At 68.9% G+C, this 15,801-nt stretch carries 12 protein-coding genes; 5 read left to right on the forward strand and 7 right to left on the reverse strand.

What is annotated here, in order from left to right:
- Positions 1 to 10: 10 nt before the first annotated feature.
- From AB5L97_RS12475 to AB5L97_RS12485, 3 genes are read right to left on the reverse strand one after another with little or no spacing between them, the layout of a single operon-like run.
- Positions 11 to 3,490 (reverse strand): ATP-dependent helicase, encoded by a 3,480-nt coding sequence (locus AB5L97_RS12475; protein WP_369044908.1) that lies wholly within the window; start codon positions 3,488 to 3,490, stop codon positions 11 to 13.
- Positions 3,487 to 6,711, reverse strand: a complete 3,225-nt coding sequence (locus tag AB5L97_RS12480; RefSeq protein WP_369044909.1) for an ATP-dependent helicase — start codon at positions 6,709 to 6,711, stop codon at positions 3,487 to 3,489. Before AB5L97_RS12480 ends, AB5L97_RS12475 begins: the two co-directional genes overlap by 4 nt.
- Entirely contained in the window at positions 6,708 to 7,127 is a 420-nt protein-coding gene (locus AB5L97_RS12485) for an MGMT family protein (RefSeq protein ID WP_369044910.1), read from the reverse strand. The genes AB5L97_RS12480 and AB5L97_RS12485 overlap by 4 nt, the downstream gene beginning before the upstream one ends.
- 93 nt (positions 7,128 to 7,220) lie before the next feature.
- Here AB5L97_RS12485 and AB5L97_RS12490 point away from each other — a divergent pair, with 93 nt between their 5' ends.
- From AB5L97_RS12490 to AB5L97_RS12505, 4 genes are all read left to right on the forward strand, one after another.
- Positions 7,221 to 7,982, forward strand: a complete 762-nt coding sequence (locus AB5L97_RS12490; RefSeq protein WP_369044911.1) for a 3'-5' exonuclease — start codon at positions 7,221 to 7,223, stop codon at positions 7,980 to 7,982.
- A gap of 351 nt (positions 7,983 to 8,333) precedes the next feature.
- Positions 8,334 to 9,287, forward strand: a complete 954-nt coding sequence (locus tag AB5L97_RS12495) for an ABC transporter substrate-binding protein (protein WP_307957915.1) — start codon at positions 8,334 to 8,336, stop codon at positions 9,285 to 9,287.
- Positions 9,288 to 9,323: 36 nt separating this feature from the next.
- Positions 9,324 to 10,100: an amino acid ABC transporter permease gene (locus AB5L97_RS12500; protein WP_369044912.1), complete on the forward strand. Its 777-nt coding sequence runs from the start codon at positions 9,324 to 9,326 to the stop codon at positions 10,098 to 10,100.
- Complete coding sequence (locus tag AB5L97_RS12505) at positions 10,097 to 10,834, forward strand: amino acid ABC transporter ATP-binding protein (protein WP_369044913.1); 738 nt, start codon at positions 10,097 to 10,099, stop codon at positions 10,832 to 10,834. Before AB5L97_RS12500 ends, AB5L97_RS12505 begins: the two co-directional genes overlap by 4 nt.
- Before the next feature lie 98 nt (positions 10,835 to 10,932).
- Here AB5L97_RS12505 and AB5L97_RS12510 read toward each other — a convergent pair whose 3' ends face one another.
- Positions 10,933 to 11,388 carry an Lrp/AsnC family transcriptional regulator gene (locus AB5L97_RS12510; protein ID WP_307957918.1) on the reverse strand — a complete coding sequence of 152 codons (456 nt, stop codon included), beginning with the start codon at positions 11,386 to 11,388 and terminating at the stop codon, positions 10,933 to 10,935.
- Positions 11,389 to 11,468: 80 nt separating this feature from the next.
- On the opposite strand from AB5L97_RS12510, the gene AB5L97_RS12515 reads away from it, so the two are divergent.
- Entirely contained in the window at positions 11,469 to 12,143 is a 675-nt protein-coding gene (locus AB5L97_RS12515) for a LysE family translocator (RefSeq protein WP_307957919.1), read from the forward strand.
- 131 nt (positions 12,144 to 12,274) lie between these two features.
- Here AB5L97_RS12515 and hemL read toward each other — a convergent pair whose 3' ends face one another.
- The 3 genes from hemL to hemB form a co-directional block, all read right to left on the reverse strand.
- A complete protein-coding gene (gene hemL, locus AB5L97_RS12520; RefSeq protein ID WP_369044914.1) occupies positions 12,275 to 13,588 on the reverse strand; it encodes a glutamate-1-semialdehyde 2,1-aminomutase in 1,314 nt (437 codons plus the stop codon).
- A 117-nt stretch (positions 13,589 to 13,705) separates the two neighbouring features.
- Complete coding sequence (locus AB5L97_RS12525) at positions 13,706 to 14,755, reverse strand: LLM class flavin-dependent oxidoreductase (RefSeq protein ID WP_369044915.1); 1,050 nt, start codon at positions 14,753 to 14,755, stop codon at positions 13,706 to 13,708.
- Positions 14,756 to 14,814: 59 nt separating this feature from the next.
- Positions 14,815 to 15,795 carry a porphobilinogen synthase gene (gene hemB / locus AB5L97_RS12530; RefSeq protein ID WP_307957922.1) on the reverse strand — a complete coding sequence of 327 codons (981 nt, stop codon included), beginning with the start codon at positions 15,793 to 15,795 and terminating at the stop codon, positions 14,815 to 14,817.
- Positions 15,796 to 15,801: the final 6 nt, after the last annotated feature.

Below are 15,801 nucleotides of genomic sequence, written 5' to 3' on the forward strand. Positions count from 1 at the left end.
CCCCGTCCGGCTAACGCAGCGCCTTCGCGACAAGTGCCTCGAGCTCTGCCTCCCCCGCGAGCCCGGTGGGACGCACCACGGTTCCGTCCGCGAGGTAACAGAACGCGGCGCGGATCGTCTCGAGCGGTGCGCCGGTGAGACGGGACCAGGCCAGACGGTAGACCGCCAGCTGGACCGAGCGGGACTTCGCCTCGGAACCCTTCGGCGCCCTCCCGGTCTTCCAGTCGACGAGGTCCCATCCGCCGTCGGCATCCCGGAACACGGCATCAATCCGGCCGCGTACGACGACGGGCCCCACCCGGGTCTCGATGGGGACCTCGACGTGTGCGGGCCGACGATCGGCCCATTCCGTGCGCTTGAACGCCCGCACGAGCGTGCCCAGCTCGTAGGCCTCGTCCACGTGCTCGTCCGAGCTGTCGAAGCCCTCAAGGTCGAGCATGGCGCTCGTGCCGTAGTGCTCCTCGACCCAGGCGTGGAAAGCGGTGCCCCTTCGGGCCGCCATCCCGGGCCTTCGCGGGACCGGCCGCCGGAGTTGGCGCACCACCGCGTCCCGGTCCTCGCCGAGGGCTACGAGTGTGGAGGCCGAGACGTGCTCGGGAAGCCGGACTCCTGCGGCGCCCTCGGACCGGGTCTGCTCTGCTAGCAGCAGCTCGGCCTCACGGGCCCAGTCCGCAGCGCGTCCGACGGCGGCGCGATGTCCTTCTGCGGCAGCGTGTCGGGGGGCAGCGGGGTGTCCGGTGTCGCGGGTTTCCCCCGGACCGGGCCCGTGGATCTTGGCCAAGACCTTCCCGGCAGCGGCTTCGACGGCGGCACGTCGGCCCGGGGCGAGGCTGCGGCGGAGCCCCGTCACCGCGTCGAGCGGCCCTTCGAGCGGGTCGTAGGGCCAACGGGCGCGTTCGGATTCCGCCTGCAGAGGGTTCTCGTCCGGCAGGTCGGCGTCGTCGGCCCACGCGATGACCTCGAAGCCATGCGCACCGGCGGCCTCGTGCAGTTCGTCCAGGAACGGGGAGGCCTCCATGGGCTTGGTCCGCGTGCTGCTCCACGCGAAGCCTGTGGCCACGAGCAGCGAACGAGCACGGGTGAACGCGACGTAGGCGAGGCGCCGGTCCTCACGTTCCGCATGCTCGGAAGCGTCCTCGGAGAAGAGCTTCTCTGCGTCGACCCAGCCCTTCTGGTCGGGCTGGTCGGTGTCCCAGGCCGGAAGGTCCTCGCGGTCCCCACGCAGCGGCCAGGGAAGGGCCGATGTCCCGCTCGTCCACCTGTCGTTCCCGCCGGACGGGAACATCCCGCGGTTGAGGCCGGCAACCACGACAGCGTCCCACTCGAGGCCCTTCGACGCATGAATGGTCAGGAGCTGGATGGCCCCCGGCGTCGGATCACTCGGGGCCATGTCGAGCCCGGACTCCTCCTGTGCCGCAGCCTCGAGCCAGGTCAGGAATGCGAGCAGCCCAGGCTCGTGCGACTGGGCGAGGAAGGAGGCTGCCGCCTCGGCAAACGCGTCCAGGTTGCGCCGCGCCTCGTGCACCGAGACGCCGGGCCGGGCCGCGAGCTCGATGTCGAGGAGCAATGCTCGCTCGACGTGCGAGATGACGGTGGAGAGGTCGTCCCCGGCCATCGACCGCAGCGTGCGCAGTTCGTCGCGCACGCGGCCCAGACGGGAGAGGCCTTCGACGCTCAGGCTGCGCCCGGCGCCCGACGCCCATGCATCCCGCGGCAGTCGGTCGATCGCCTCGATAAGGCTTGAGGCCTCGGCAAGATCACCCTCGATGAAGGCGTCCTCCTCCGTGCCGGGTGCATCAAGATCCTGTTCATCGGGCCGGGCGGCGTGGGCCCGGAGCGCCGCTAGGTGGCGCGACCAGTCGGCGAGCGCCATGAGGTCCGCCGAACCGATCCTCCAGCGCGCGCCGGCCAGGAGGCGCATGAGGGCATCGGAGCGGCCTGGGTCTGCGATGACCCTCAGGGTCGAGACGATGTCAATGACTTCAGGCGTGTCGAGCAGGCCGCCCAATCCGACGACCTCGAAGGCCATCCCCCTGCGCTCGAACTCGCCCCGGATTGCGGCGAACTGGGACCGCTTGCGGCACAGGACCGCAAGGGTCGGACCGTGTTGGGACTCGCTGCCCTCCCGTGACGGCCAAGTCCGGATGAAGGCCTCGAGTTCGTCGGCGACCGCGGTCGCCTCTTCACGTTCATCGGGAAACCGCCCGATCCGTACGCGGCCTGCGTCCGCGTACGGGCGAGGCTCAAGCCCCCGCACGTCGACACGCGCGCCTCCCACGAGGTAGGCGGGCGGACGTGCCAGCGGGGCGGCAACGGTGTTGGCAGTCTCGAGCACGGTCGTCGAGTTCCGCCAGGCGGTGGTGAGGTGAGAGGTCCACGCGGGTGCGAGCGCGCCGTCGTGCGTCACACGCGGGAAGACGCGGGGGAAGCTCTCGAGCTGCCCCGCGGAGGCTCCGCGGAAGCCGTAGATCGACTGGTTCGGATCACCCACTGCCGTCACGGCCTGCCCGCCCCCGAACAGGGCGGAGAACAGCACCAGCTGGGCGTAGGACGTGTCCTGGAATTCGTCCAGGAGCACCGTGCGGTACTGCGACGCCAGCAGTCGGCCGGCCTCCGGGACGGTCGTCGCGACACGCGCGGCCAGCGCCACGAGATCGCCGTAGTCCAGGACTCCGCGGTCCCGCTTGGCGGCAGCGTAGCGCGCGGCAAGTCGTGCCACGAGCGCTCTGTTGCGCAGCTTCTTGAGCAGCTCCAGCGCCGCGGCAGTCTGCTTCCCTCCGCGTCCCCCCGGCGGAAGCTTCTCAAGCCGGGCTACCTCGTGCTCGAGCCATTCGCGCACGCTCTCGGGTTCCTGCAGGTGTTCGGCGCACTCGCCAGCCATCTGGGTGACGGCGGCGATGAGAGTGCTCTTGGCCGGGAAGCCGTCCCACGTACCGCCGTCGTAGGCCTCCACGACGCGGGCGGCAAGCTGGAACGACTGCGCCGGGCCGAGGATCACCGCGTCACGCTCGACTCCCAGCCGCAGTCCGTGGTCTTGGACCACGGTGTTCGCGAACGAATGGTAGGTGGAGACGGTCGGGTCGAGCGACTCGGGATCGGCGGCGGAAGGGGCGATGCCCTCGATGCCGCGGCGGGCGAGACGGGTGAGACGGCCCAGCTGGGTGCGGATGCGCGCTGAGAGCTCGCCAGCAGCCTTACGTGTGAACGTCACCCCGAGCACCTCGTCGGGCCGCACCCAGCCGTTGGCCACGAGCCACACGACCCGGTCCGCCATCGTCGCAGTCTTGCCGGAGCCTGCTCCCGCGACGACGAGGCGAGGTTCGAGCGGCGACGAGATGATCTCGGACTGCTGCGGAGTGGGCCGGTGCTGTCCGAGGAGTTCGGCGAGCTCCTCGGGGGTAAATCGCGGTTCGGGAACCTCGCCGAGAGACCCGTTGGAGGGCTCGCCGGGCCCCTCCCTGACACCGAAATCGACGGCATCTGCGCTCATTCAGTCACCTGCCGTCCGCGCGAGCACAGCGGGCAGACGTCGGGCAGCCTGCACCCGCCCGAAAACCCGGCCCCGGGCTCATGGCGAGCCTCGAAGGTCGCACCGGCCATGATCTCCGCTGCGCGCTCGACGAGCTGGATGGCCCACGCCGCGTCGTCGAGGGCTGTCTGCTGCTGGACCGTGAGCTTGACCGTCCCGTCGCCGAGCTGGACGAGTTCGGCTCCTCCGGCGGATCCACTGCCCGGCTGAGCCTCGCCTTCATCCGCGAAGGCGCCGGCCAGTACGGCCACCTGGTAGGAGGCCAGCTGGGCGTGCTCCTCGAGCTCGACCGCCTTCGGTTTGCGCTTGCCTGTCTTGAGGTCGACAACGACGAGCCGGCCCGCGTCGTCGACCTCGAGCCGGTCGACCTGGCCGCGCAGCACTGTGCGCGCGGCGATCTCCGCTGTTCCGATGCCTTCCAAGGACGTGGCGAAGTCGACCTCGACGCCGAGGAGTTCACGACCATTCGTGCGGACATACTCCGCGAGCTTCCGGACCATCGACGTGGCCCGTTCGAAGTCGAGCTCTCCCTCCCACGAATCGCCGAGGCCAAGGCTAGGCCAGCGGCGCCGTAGTTCGGCCAGATACTCGGGCGACGTGCCCGCCGGAATGTCCTGTGCGATGGCGTGGACCAGGGTCCCAAGACTCCGGGCGAAATCCGTGGTTGCCTCTCCCCCGGCGGCCGAGACGAACCAGTCGAGGGGATTCTTCGAAGCTGTCTCAACCTTGGAGGGCGAGACATAGACGGTTCCCTCCGGCGGCACCACCGGGCCCGCGCTGCTCAGCGGCGCGAGGCCATACCACTCGCCGGGGTGGGCACCGGGTGCGCCCGCGGCGACAAGGTCCGCAAGGAGGCTCGCCGCGAACGGGGCATCGTCGTCGTCCTGTTCCACCGACTGCCTCAACTCAGCCACGAGGGGCCGAAGCCCCAGACTGCGCGGTACGAGGGTGAAGGGCCGCACGGTCACGTCGTCGGGAAGCGGGGCGATGTAGTCGAGGAACGGCGAGGGCACCTCGTCTTCGGTGGAGGCGCCAGTGCACACGAGGCGCTCGGAGGCCCGCGAGACAGCTGCCGAGAATGAGCGCAGTTCGTCGTAGCGGATGTCCTGGACCCGCGCCCGCGCAGTGACGAGAAGTGCCGACACGACTCCGAGGTCAAGGCAGTCGGTGAAGAGGGTGCTTCCGAGGAGCTCCCCACGCAGGCGCGTGTTGGGCCAAGCGCCGTCCTGCAGGCCCGCGACGAACACGAGCCTCCACTCGCGTCCAGCCGCGCTCGCGGGCGTCAGGAGCTCGACGGCGTCCTCGGCCTGTGCGCGCGGCGCAAGGGTGTCCATGGGCAGCTCCTGCTCGGTGAGGTAATCGAGGAACTGGCCCGGCGATGCGCCGGGAAGCCTGTCCACGTACCGCTCTGCCGTGTGGAACAGGGCCATGAGTGCATCGAGATCGCGGTCCGCGCGCAGCCCCAGGACCCCGCCCGACAATGCGAGGCCGTACCAGCGCTTGGCGAGCCCGGCGGCGTCCCACAGGGCCCAGAGAACGGTCTCTGCGGTGGCGCCGGCCTCCTCGGAGGCGGCCCGGCCGCGGGCGATCATACGGGAGATCCTCCGCGCGGCGCTGGCCTCGAGGCCGAGCGCGTCGAGGGCCCCTGGGATCTCGAGGGCCTCGACGAGGAGCGCATCGCTGGCCCTGCCGCCTCCCGCGGACAGCTCAAGCTGGCGGAGCGACTGCCGCAGCCTGCGCAGCTCGAGTGCCGAGGCGCCACCGATGCGCGAGGTGAGGAGCTCCACCGCGGTCTCCGCCGTGAGCTCCTCAGGGCGGAGCGCGAGCCTGAAGGCCGTGAGCAGCGGCCGGACGGCGGCCTCGTCGCGAACCGCAGTCTCCGCGATGGGCACCTTGACGGGGATGCCCTGGCCCGCGAGGAACCGTTGGATCTGCTCGAGCTTGGACCCTGAGCGGACGATCACAGCCATCTGCCCGTACCCGATGCCGCCGAGCAGGCGGGAATCCTGGATCCGGTGGGCGAGATAGCGCAGCTCGTGGAGCGATGAGTGCAGCACGTGGGCCTCGACGGCGGGGGCGCTGTCGCCTGCCGCGTCGGGGCGCTCCCGGTGGCCCGGCACCACGAGTCGTCGCGCGGACTGCCCGCCCGGGATGGCGGAGATCCGCTGCGCGACGCCCTCCCACGCCGCCGCGATCCCGGCCGGGAGCCGCTGTGAGGTGGTCAGGGAGAACTCCGCAAGGGACCCGAGGAGTACGCGCAGGCTCGGCACGAGCTCAGGCCGTGCGCCGCGGAAGCCCTGCACAACGACATCGGGGGCCGCAGTGGCGATGACGTCGCGTCCGTCGCACAGGACAGCGAGGAGCTCGAGGACCGACGGGCTCGATTCCTGGACGTCGTCGACGCAGACCAGCTCGAGCCTCGCGCGCTCTTGGGCGAGCAGGTCCGCGTCCTCCGTGAGGATCATGCGGGCGGTGGTGATGATCCCGGCCGGGTCGAAGGCCTCCGGCATGCGGAGCTCAATGATGTCGCGGTACTCCGCATAGAGCTGGGAGGCGGCAACCCATTCGGGGCGCCCTGCCCGGGCCCCGAGCTGGGCGAGCTCGTCCGCCGTCGTGCCGTATTCGGTGATCCGGTCGAAGAGCTCGCGGACCTCCTGCCTGAAGCCGCGCGTGCCCAGAGCCGCCTCGAACCCCTTCGGCCATGCGGGCCCAACCCCGGAGGCCCGATGGCCCTCGAGGATCTGTTTGACGATCAGGTCCTGCTCGGAGCCCGAGAGGAGCCGCGGTGGGCGGGCGAGCCAGTCGAGGCGCCCCTCGGCACGGGCACGGCGGATGAGGTCGAAGGCATAGGACTGCCACGTTCGTGCCGGGGGCGCGCTCAGGCTGCGGTCAAGCCGCGCGGTAAAGGCGTCGCGGAGCCGAGCCGAAGCAGCTCTCGTGGGGGCAAGCAGCAGGACCCCTGCGGGGTCAACGCCGTCCCGCCTCACTCTCATGACTGCAGACTCGACAAGCACGCGGCTCTTCCCTGTTCCGGGCGCACCCCAGACGAGGATCGGACCGCTTCCCCGCTCGAGTGCGAGCACCTGCTCTTGGTCCGGAGAGGGCACCCAGCTGCGCTCAAGGCGCTGCGCGGACGGACCAAGGAGCTCCAGCGTGGTTGCGGAGGCAGGATGCGCGGTCATGGATCGATTCCATCGTCGGGGTCCGACATTTCTCGATGCAGTCGGCCGGCGCCGTGAAGCCGGGTCTCGAGGAGGTCCGCGATCTCCTCGACGGCGTCGAGCTCTTCGTCCGTGGGGGCCCATCTGGCCCGGGCAAGGTCAACGCGCCACGCCCCCCGGCCGGGCTCGCCCCGTAGCGGGGTGCCCTCCGCGAGGTAGTTGTCGAGCGCGCGGGCCTCAAGCGATTCTGGAGCCGCGCCGCTTGCCTTGAGGACGCGCCACCACGCCACCTGACCGCCGTAGTGGGACATGACGGCCCCCACCTGGCGTGGTCCGCCCGCACCAAGCAGCTCGGCCACGTCGCCATAGGCAACGACACGCCCTTCCGGGATGAGCTCGATGACGGCCAGCACCGCATCGACGTACTCCTCCCGCATCGCTCCAGCCTAGTCGGGGGCGCCCACACGATTGTCCAAGCGCGCTGGCGTGCCTCGACGAGAAATGTCGGAGGCCGCGAATAGCGTTGCAGCATGAAGAGCGAAGCCCAGAACCCCCAGCTCCAGACCCCCGCAATCCATAATGCCCAGCCGTGGAACGCTGGGGCCAGGGCGGCCTTCGATCTCGAGACGACAGGACGCAACTCCCGTGCGGCTCGAATCGTCACCGCCAGCATCGTGGTGCTCGCTGCGGACGGCAGCGTCGAGGTCGAACACGAATGGCTCGCCGATCCCGGCGTCGAGATCCCCGCCGAAGCCGCTGAGGTCCATGGAATCACCACCGAGAAGGCCCGTTCGGAGGGTCGGCCTGCCGGGGAGGTGGTGGGCGAGGTCGCCTCCACGCTCCAGGATCTCTTCGATCGCGGGGTGCCTGTCGTGGCCTTCAATGCCTCGTACGACTTCACGGTCATGGCGGCAGAGTGCGCGCGGCACGGCATCTCCCAGCTCACGCGATTCCCCGTCCTGGATCCGTACGTCATCAACAAGCAGGTCGAGAGGTTCCGCAAAGGCAAGCGCACCCTCGGAGCCCTGTGCGAGCAGTACGGCGTGATCCTCACGGACGCACACAGCTCGGGTGCGGACGCGCTCGCCGCAGCGCAGCTGTTGGACGCCATGGTCACGCGCTTCCCCGAGCTCGACAGGCCTGCGGCCCATCTCCACCACAACCAGATCGATTGGTCGGCCGCCCAGGCCGCCGACTTCCAGTCGTACCTCCGCCGGACCAAGCCCACCGCCGTCGTGGAGGGTGACTGGCCGGTGCTCCTCCCGCACGACGCCGGTCAGGCTGGCTTCTAGCCTTCGTCCTCCGGGCTGCTCGGGACCGGTCACCATCCGCGCTGCATTGCAGTCTGCTGCAGCGACGGAGGATCACCTGAGAGTGAGATCACACAGCGGCGTGGGAACTTCCGCATTCTGCAGGCGTGTTCATGGATTCCGTTCCGACGCCTAGCCTGATTCAGATGAGGGAGTGGTCGAGATGGGCCGCCGAAGAATCTTCGATGATCGTTGCAATATTTCGGAATGTGTTCTCCGTCTATGCCCAAAGTGCCAGTAGCTCATAATGGTATGCAGCCCAGACGTCCCACCGTGCCGATCGCACGGTACACGCGCGCGTCCTGCATTCACATCAGAAAGCGATGGCTCTCCATGAAGCTCAAAGCACCCAAGTGGCTCACGGTCGCACCCGTCGCGGCCGTACTCGCCCTCACGCTGGCCGCCTGCGGCGGCGCAACGACGTCGTCGTCCGGCACTCCGACCAATGCTCTCCAGGGCAGCGACCAGCAGGCCCTCGACAAGTACACGACCGCGTCGGTGACCCCAGTCGACAAGATCGACACCTCGAAGCTCGGCCTCATCACGCCCGGCACCATCAAGGTCGGCACGCTCTCCGACGCGCCGCCGAACATCTTCATCGACAAGGACGGCAACTTCACGGGGTACGACAACGAGCTCCTGAAGGCCATGGCCGCCAAGCTCGGCCTCAAGGTCGAGTTCGTCTCCACGAAGTTCCAGAGCCTCCTCGCCCAGGTCAAGACGAAGCAGTTCGACATGGGCTCGTCGTCGATCTCCACCACGGACGCACGCCGCGAGACGGTTTCCTTCACCAACGGATATGACTTCGGCTACATGGCCATCGTCACGAAGGACGGCGCGAAGGTGAAGACTTTCGATGACCTCAAGGAGGGCGTCCGCATCGGCGTTGTCCAGGGCACCGTTCAGGACGACTTCGTCACGAACACGCTCAAGCTCGAGCCCGTGCGGTTCCCCGACTACAACACCGTCTACGCCAATGTGAAGAGCGGACAGATCGACGCGTGGGTCGCCCCGTCGCAGCAGGCCGAGGGCCAGGTCAAGTCCGGTGACGGCACGGTCATCGCACAGAAGAAGGTCAACACCCAGAACTTCACTGCTTACGCTGTGGCCAAGGAGAACCAGCCCCTCATCGACGCGCTCAACTCGGCGCTCGATGCGGTGATCGCCGATGGCACGTGGTCCAAACTGACCGCACAGTGGTACTCGGACCGCCCCACCCTGAAGGAGCAGACTCCCGAGGGCTGGAAGCCGGGCAGCAAGGCCGTCCAGGTCAGTACTGCCAAGTAGTCGGTTGCACCCACCTAGTCGACAGACAGGCACCACATGGATTACCTGACCAAACTCGGCGAGACCTTCTTTGACTGGAAGGTCATCGGCGAGGTCCTGCCGGCCATGTTCGCGGTCGGCCTGCCGAACACGCTCGTGCTCGCGATCTCCTCCGGGATCATCGGGACCCTGCTCGGCATGCTCCTCGCGCTCATGGGTATCTCGCGTAATCCTGTGGTGCGGTGGATCGCCCGGGGGTACACGGACATCTTCCGTGGACTCCCGGCGATCCTCACGATCCTCGCGATCAGCCTAGGGTTCGGCCCCATCCTCCGCGTGTTCACCGGCATCACGAGCCCCTATCCGATGGGCGTCGCTGCGCTCTCTCTCATCTCCGCTGCGTACATCGGCGAGATCTTCCGCTCGGGCATTCAAAGCGTCGAGAAGGGCCAGCTCGAGGCTGCGCGCGCCCTCGGCTTCGGCTACGGGCCGTCTATGCGGATGATCGTCGTGCCGCAGGGCGTCCGCCGCGTGCTTCCTGCGCTCATGAACCAGTTCATCTCGCTGATCAAAGACTCGTCCCTCGTCTTCACGATCGGCGTCACCTCGCGGGAGCGGGAACTGTTCCAAATCGGCCAAGACACCGCAGCGAACACCGGCAATCTCTCGCCCTACGTCGCGGCGGCGATTTTCTATCTGGCCATGACCATCCCGTTGACGCATCTCGTGAACTGGATCGACGCCCGCCTGCGGACCGGCCGGTCCAAGAACCGCGCCGAGAGGCCAGAGCCGGACGAGGCCGCAGCCATCGTCGGGAAGGGAGCCAAGTCATGAGCCAGTTCTCCTCTGGATCCCTCGAGGCCAAAGGCATCCACCTCGCGTTCGGAAGCAACAAGGTTCTGCGTGGCATCGACCTCACCGTCCCTGCTGGCACAACGGCCTCCGTCATCGGCCCCTCGGGCTCGGGGAAGTCAACGCTCCTGCGCGTGATGAACCGGCTCATCGAGCCCGATGCCGGGGACATCCTTCTTGACGGCAAGTCCGTCCTGAAGGACAGCCCCGACGAGCTGCGCCGGCGTATCGGCATGGTCTTCCAGCAGTTCAACCTTTTCCCCCACAAGAGCGTGGGAGAGAACGTTGCCTTCGCCCTGCGCAAGCTCCGCAGAGTGCCCAAGGAGCAGGCTCGCGACGAGGCGCTCGCCCAGCTTGACCTCGTGGGGCTCAAGCACAAGGCGGACGTGCGGCCGGCCACCCTCTCGGGTGGCCAGCAGCAGCGGGTCGCCATCGCACGGGCGCTGGCGATGAAGCCGGAGGTCATGTTCTTCGACGAGGCCACGTCCGCTCTGGACCCCGAGCTCGTCAAGGGCATCCTCGCGCTCATGGCCGACCTCGCCAAGGGCGGTATGACCATGGTGGTTGTGACTCACGAGATGGGCTTCTCGCGGAACGTCTCGGACACGGTGTCCTTCATGGACGGCGGCGTCGTCGTCGAGTCCGGGGCGCCAGAGAAGCTCTTCGACAGCCCGCAGACCGACCGGCTCAAGCGCTTCCTGTCCGACGTGCTCTAGAAGCGCAGCGTCGGAGCTTCCGCTCCACGCACGACGGCGGGGTCCCCACTTGCGGGGGACCCCGCCGTCGTCCGTGCCGGCTCCAGCGGGACCGTGCCCTACAACGGGAGGCCCCCGGCGCCCTTGAGGTCGCGCATGACAATCGTCGAGGTGAGCTTCGCGACGCCCGGCAGAGCGGCGAGGTGCTCGTCGTAGAGGCGCTGGTACGCGGGCAGATCGGCGGCGACGCAGCGCAGGAGGTAGTCGGGGTCGCCGAAGAGCCGGTACCCCTCGACGATCTGCGGCTCGGCCACGACGGCGTCCTCGAAGGCGCGGATGCGCTCCTGGGAGGTCTCGCGCAGGGTCACGAAGACCATCGCCCCGAACCCTAGCCCGACCTTCGCGGGATCGACCTCCGCCCGATAGCTGCGGATCACCCCAGACGACTCGAGGTCCTTGAGCCTGCGGTGGCACGGTGCCACGGTCAGGCCGACCTCGGATGCCAACGCCGTCGCCGTCATCCGCCCGTCACGCTGGAGGGTACGCAAAATACTCTTGTCGATTGCGTCGATCACGATAGGAATCTATCCCAAGATCGATTCCGAGGCGAGAAATTGGTGAGCACTTCTCGGGGCAAGATTCGTACTCTTGCAGCATGGATCTGACCCCGCTGCTCGGCTTCGCCGCCATCTCCCTCACGCTCGCGCTCACCCCGGGCGCGGACTGGGCATACACCATTGCCGCGGGTCTCCGCCCCGGCTCCCCGGCGCCGTCGATCGCGGGGCTGTGCGCGGGATACGTGGTGCACACGGCCCTGGTCGCGATGGGGCTCGGAATGCTGCTCGCTGCACGGCCCGATCTGGTCTCCATGCTTTCCATCGCCGGGGCGGTGTACCTGGTCTGGCTAGGAGTTACGACGACGCGTGGCTGGCGTCGGGCAGGATTCACCGGGGGCGGGGCGACGCTGCCCTCGGGGGAGGCGCTCGACGCCGCCGTGCGCACCCCGGGTCCCATGGTCGACTTCCTCAAGGGCCTCGGCACGAGCGGGATCAATCCCAAGGCACTGCTGCTGTTCGCGGCAGTCATGCCGCAGTTCGTGCGCACCGGCTCGCCGATGCCAGTCGTCGCCCAGACCACGGCGATGGGGCTCACCCATCTCGCGTTCACCATCGTGGTCTACACCCTCGTGGCGGTGGCAGCGCGCCGACTCCTGGCCGCCAAGCCGAAGCGGGCGCAGATCGTGACGCTCGTGAGTGGGGTGCTCATGCTCGGCATCGGCGGCGGGCTGCTCGCCGAGCAGGGCGCGGCCCTGATCGGGACGCTCGCATAGGCGCCAGAGACCCCACAACCGGCTGCCAGAGACCCCACAACGCCGAAAGGTGACCCCGCGTCGGGCAGGCACGATGCGGGGTCACGTATCAGCGACTGGGGGTCATGTTTCAGCGACGCGGGGTCATGTCCCTACGCGCCCGGAAGGGCCGCCGCGGCGGCCCGAGCCGCGGCCGGGAGCGCATCGAAAATGCGGGTCATCGCGGCGTCGTCGTGGGCGGCGGAGAGGAACCAGGCCTCGAAGACGCTCGGCGGCAGGTACACACCGGAGTCGAGCATCGAATGGAAGAAGGGACCGTAGCGGAACGCCTCCTGGGCCTGCGCGTCAGCGTAGTTGTGCACGCCGCGCTCGGACGTGCCGAACGCGACGGAGAACAGGTTGCCGGCCCGCTGGATCGAGTGGTCGACCCCCTCGGCAGACAGTGCCGCCGAGACGGCCGCCGAAAGGTCTGCCGCCCGCGCATCGATGTGCGCGTACACGGCATCGGTGGCCAGACGCAGGGTCGCGACACCCGCAGCCATCGCCACCGGGTTTCCGGACAGCGTGCCGGCCTGGTACACCGGCCCCAGCGGCGCCAGATAATCCATGATCGATGCGCGGCCGCCGAGGGCCGCGACGGGCATGCCGCCGCCGATCACCTTGCCGAAAGTGAACAGGTCCGGGGCCCACCCCTCATGCTGGCCCGTGAGGCCCCAGTAGCCCGCGGATCCCACCCGGAAGCCGGTGAGGACCTCGTCCATGATGAAGAGCGCGCCGTGCTCGGCGGTGATCCGGCGCAGGCCCTCGTTGAAGCCCTCCCTGGGAGCGACGACGCCCATGTTTGCCGGTGCGGCCTCGGTGATGACGGCCGCGACGCGCGACCCGTGCTCGGCGAAGGCTGCCTCGACGGCGGCGAGGTCGTTGTACGGCAGGACGAGGGTCTCGGCGGCGGTGGCAGCGGTGACGCCCGCGGACCCCGGCAGCGCGAGCGTCGCGACTCCCGAGCCCGCCGCAGCGAGCAGCGAGTCGACGTGCCCGTGGTAGCAACCCGCGAACTTCACGACGAGATCGCGACCGGTATACCCGCGTGCGAGGCGGATCGCGGTCATTGTCGCCTCGGTACCGGTGGAGACCATACGCACCCGTTCGACGGCCCCGACGCGCCCGATCAGGAGCTCGGCCAGCGCAGCCTCGTCCGGCGTGGAGGCGCCGAAGGACAGCCCGCGGTCCACGGCCGCGTGGACGGCCTCGAGGACCTCCGGCACGGCATGGCCCAGGAGTGCGGGACCCCACGAGCACACGAGGTCCGCGTACTCCCGTCCGTCCGCGTCGGTCACGTACGGACCCTTCGCGGAAACGAGGAAGCGGGGCGTCCCTCCCACGGAACCGAACGCGCGAACGGGCGAGTTCACCCCTCCCGGCATGAGCGAGCGGGCACGGGCAAAGAGGTCCTCGGACGTGGTCATGCCCCCATTCTTCCATCCAGCGGAGGGCGCGACGGCAGCGCGCGGCGAGTGACCGCCGTCGTGCGTGCCGCCCCAACGCGCACGACGCCGGCCCTCGCCTTCGCGGCCGACGTTGCCCTACGCGAGCAGGTCCGCCACGAGCGGTGCGACCTTGGTGCCGAAGAGCTCGATGCTCTTCATCATGGCGCCGTGCGAGAGCGTCCCGTTGGAGTACTTGAGGTCGAATCGCTCGGTGCCGAGGGCCTTGTGCGTGTCCGCGATCTTGCGTGCCACCGTCTCGGGCGAGCCCACATACAGGGCCCCCGGACGCGATGCCTGGGAGTTGAACTCGGTACGGCTGCCGGGGCCCCACCCGCGTTCCTCGCCGAGGCGGTTGCGCATCGCGAGCCAGTGCGGGAAGAGCTCCTCGCGGGCCTGCTCGTCGGTGTCCGCTATGTGCCCGGGCGAGTGCGTCGCGAGCATCGTGTACGGCTGCTTGAACTTCTCGAGCGAGCGCTTGTACAGCTCGACGTAGGGCGCGAAGCGCGCGGGCTCGCCGCCGATGATCGCGAAGCTCACGGGGTAGCCGTACTGCGCGGCCCGGACCACCGACTGCGGCGTGCCGCCCACGCCGATCCATGTCCTCAGGAGCCCGTCCTCGAGGTGCGGATAGGCCGTGAGTCCGTTGATGGGTCCGCGGTGGCGGCCCTCCCAGCGGACCGGGTTCTGGGAGCGGACGCGGTCGAACAGCTCGAGCTTCTCCTCGAACAGCGTCTCGTAGTCTTCGAGGTCGAAGCCGAAGAGCGGGAACGACTCGATGAACGAGCCCCTGCCGAGGATGACCTCGGCGCGGCCGTTCGAGACAGCGTCAAGCGTCGAGAAGCGCTGGAAGACACGGACCGGATCGTCCGAGGAGAGGACCGTGACCGCCGAGCCGAGCCGGATGTTCTCCGTCTTCGACGCAATCGCCGAGAGGACCACCTCCGGCGCGGAGACGGCGAAGTCCTTGCGGTGATGCTCGCCGACGTCGAACGAGTAGAGGCCCACCTGATCGGCGAGGACGCCTTCCTCGACGACGTCGCGGATCACCTGGGCGTGCGGCTTCGGCTCACCGTCGGGGCCGAGCCCGACATCGCCGAACGTGTTGAGGCCGAGGAGGACCGGGGTGTGCCCGTCATCTGCATGCATATGCATTCAAACCGCGAGGCTCGCTGCTTCATTCCCTCCCGGTTGCACCGGTGCCCCGCTCAGGCCTCCTTGAGCCAGCCTGCGATCTCCGGCGCCCAGTACGTGAGGACCATGTTCGCGCCCGCCCGGCGGATCCCCAGGACGGACTCCAGGATGGATGCCTTCCGGTCGATCCACCCGCGTGCGGCCGCCGCCTCGATCATCGAGTACTCCCCCGAGATCTGGTATGCGGCAACGGGGACCGGGCTCATGGCGGCGACGTCGGCGAGGATGTCGAGGTAGCTCATGGCCGGCTTGACCATGACCATGTCCGCGCCCTCCTCAAGGTCCAGCTCAACCTCGAGGAGCGCCTCGCGGCGGTTCGCGGCGTCCATCTGGTACGTGCGGCGGTCGCCCTGCAGCTGCGAATCGACGGCCTCGCGGAACGGCCCATAGAACGCCGAGGCGTACTTGGCGGCGTAGGCGAGAATCGAGACATCATGGCGGCCGGCGGCGTCGAGCGCCTGGCGGATCACGGCAACCTGGCCGTCCATCATGCCGCTCGGCCCGAGCACGTGGGCGCCCGCCTCAGCCTGCGCCACCGCCATCTGCCCGTAGATCTCGAGCGTCGCATCGTTGTCCACGCGGCCCTCGGCATCCAGAACGCCGCAGTGACCGTGATCGGTGAACTCGTCGAGGCACACGTCGCTCATGATCACGAGCGAGTCCCCGACCTCTTCACGCACGGCGCGGATGCCCGCGTTGAGCACGCCGTCGGGGTCGAGCGACGCGGTGCCCTCGGCATCGCGCTCCTCGGGCACGCCGAACAGCATGATCCCGCCCAGCCCCAGCTCAGCGGCCTCGGCCGCCGCGCGCCGAAGCGTGTCCGAGGTGTGCTGGACGACGCCGGGCATCGACTGGATCGGCTGCGGCTCGGTGAGTCCCTCCCGCACGAATGCAGGCAGGATGAGCTCGGCGGGGTGGAGACGCGTCTCGGCGACAAGTCGGCGCAGGGCAGGGGTCTGGCGCAGGCGACGGGGGCGGTGGGTCGGGAAGCTCATGGCGTG

It is taken from the genome of Sinomonas sp. P10A9, assembly GCF_041022165.1.
GTDB classification, from domain to species: domain Bacteria; phylum Actinomycetota; class Actinomycetes; order Actinomycetales; family Micrococcaceae; genus Sinomonas; species Sinomonas puerhi.

Coding starts and splice junctions, on each gene's coding strand:
- AB5L97_RS12475 (WP_369044908.1), bottom strand. CDS start 3,490: ATGAGCGCAGATGCCGTCGATTTCGGTGTCAGGGAGGGGCCCGGCGAG.
- AB5L97_RS12480 (WP_369044909.1), bottom strand. CDS start 6,711: ATGACCGCGCATCCTGCCTCCGCAACCACGCTGGAGCTCCTTGGTCCG.
- AB5L97_RS12485 (WP_369044910.1), bottom strand. CDS start 7,127: ATGCGGGAGGAGTACGTCGATGCGGTGCTGGCCGTCATCGAGCTCATC.
- AB5L97_RS12490 (WP_369044911.1), top strand. CDS start 7,221: ATGAAGAGCGAAGCCCAGAACCCCCAGCTCCAGACCCCCGCAATCCAT.
- AB5L97_RS12495 (WP_307957915.1), top strand. CDS start 8,334: ATGAAGCTCAAAGCACCCAAGTGGCTCACGGTCGCACCCGTCGCGGCC.
- AB5L97_RS12500 (WP_369044912.1), top strand. CDS start 9,324: ATGGATTACCTGACCAAACTCGGCGAGACCTTCTTTGACTGGAAGGTC.
- AB5L97_RS12505 (WP_369044913.1), top strand. CDS start 10,097: ATGAGCCAGTTCTCCTCTGGATCCCTCGAGGCCAAAGGCATCCACCTC.
- AB5L97_RS12515 (WP_307957919.1), top strand. CDS start 11,469: ATGGATCTGACCCCGCTGCTCGGCTTCGCCGCCATCTCCCTCACGCTC.
- hemL (WP_369044914.1), bottom strand. CDS start 13,588: ATGACCACGTCCGAGGACCTCTTTGCCCGTGCCCGCTCGCTCATGCCG.
- AB5L97_RS12525 (WP_369044915.1), bottom strand. CDS start 14,755: ATGCATGCAGATGACGGGCACACCCCGGTCCTCCTCGGCCTCAACACG.
- hemB (WP_307957922.1), bottom strand. CDS start 15,795: ATGAGCTTCCCGACCCACCGCCCCCGTCGCCTGCGCCAGACCCCTGCC.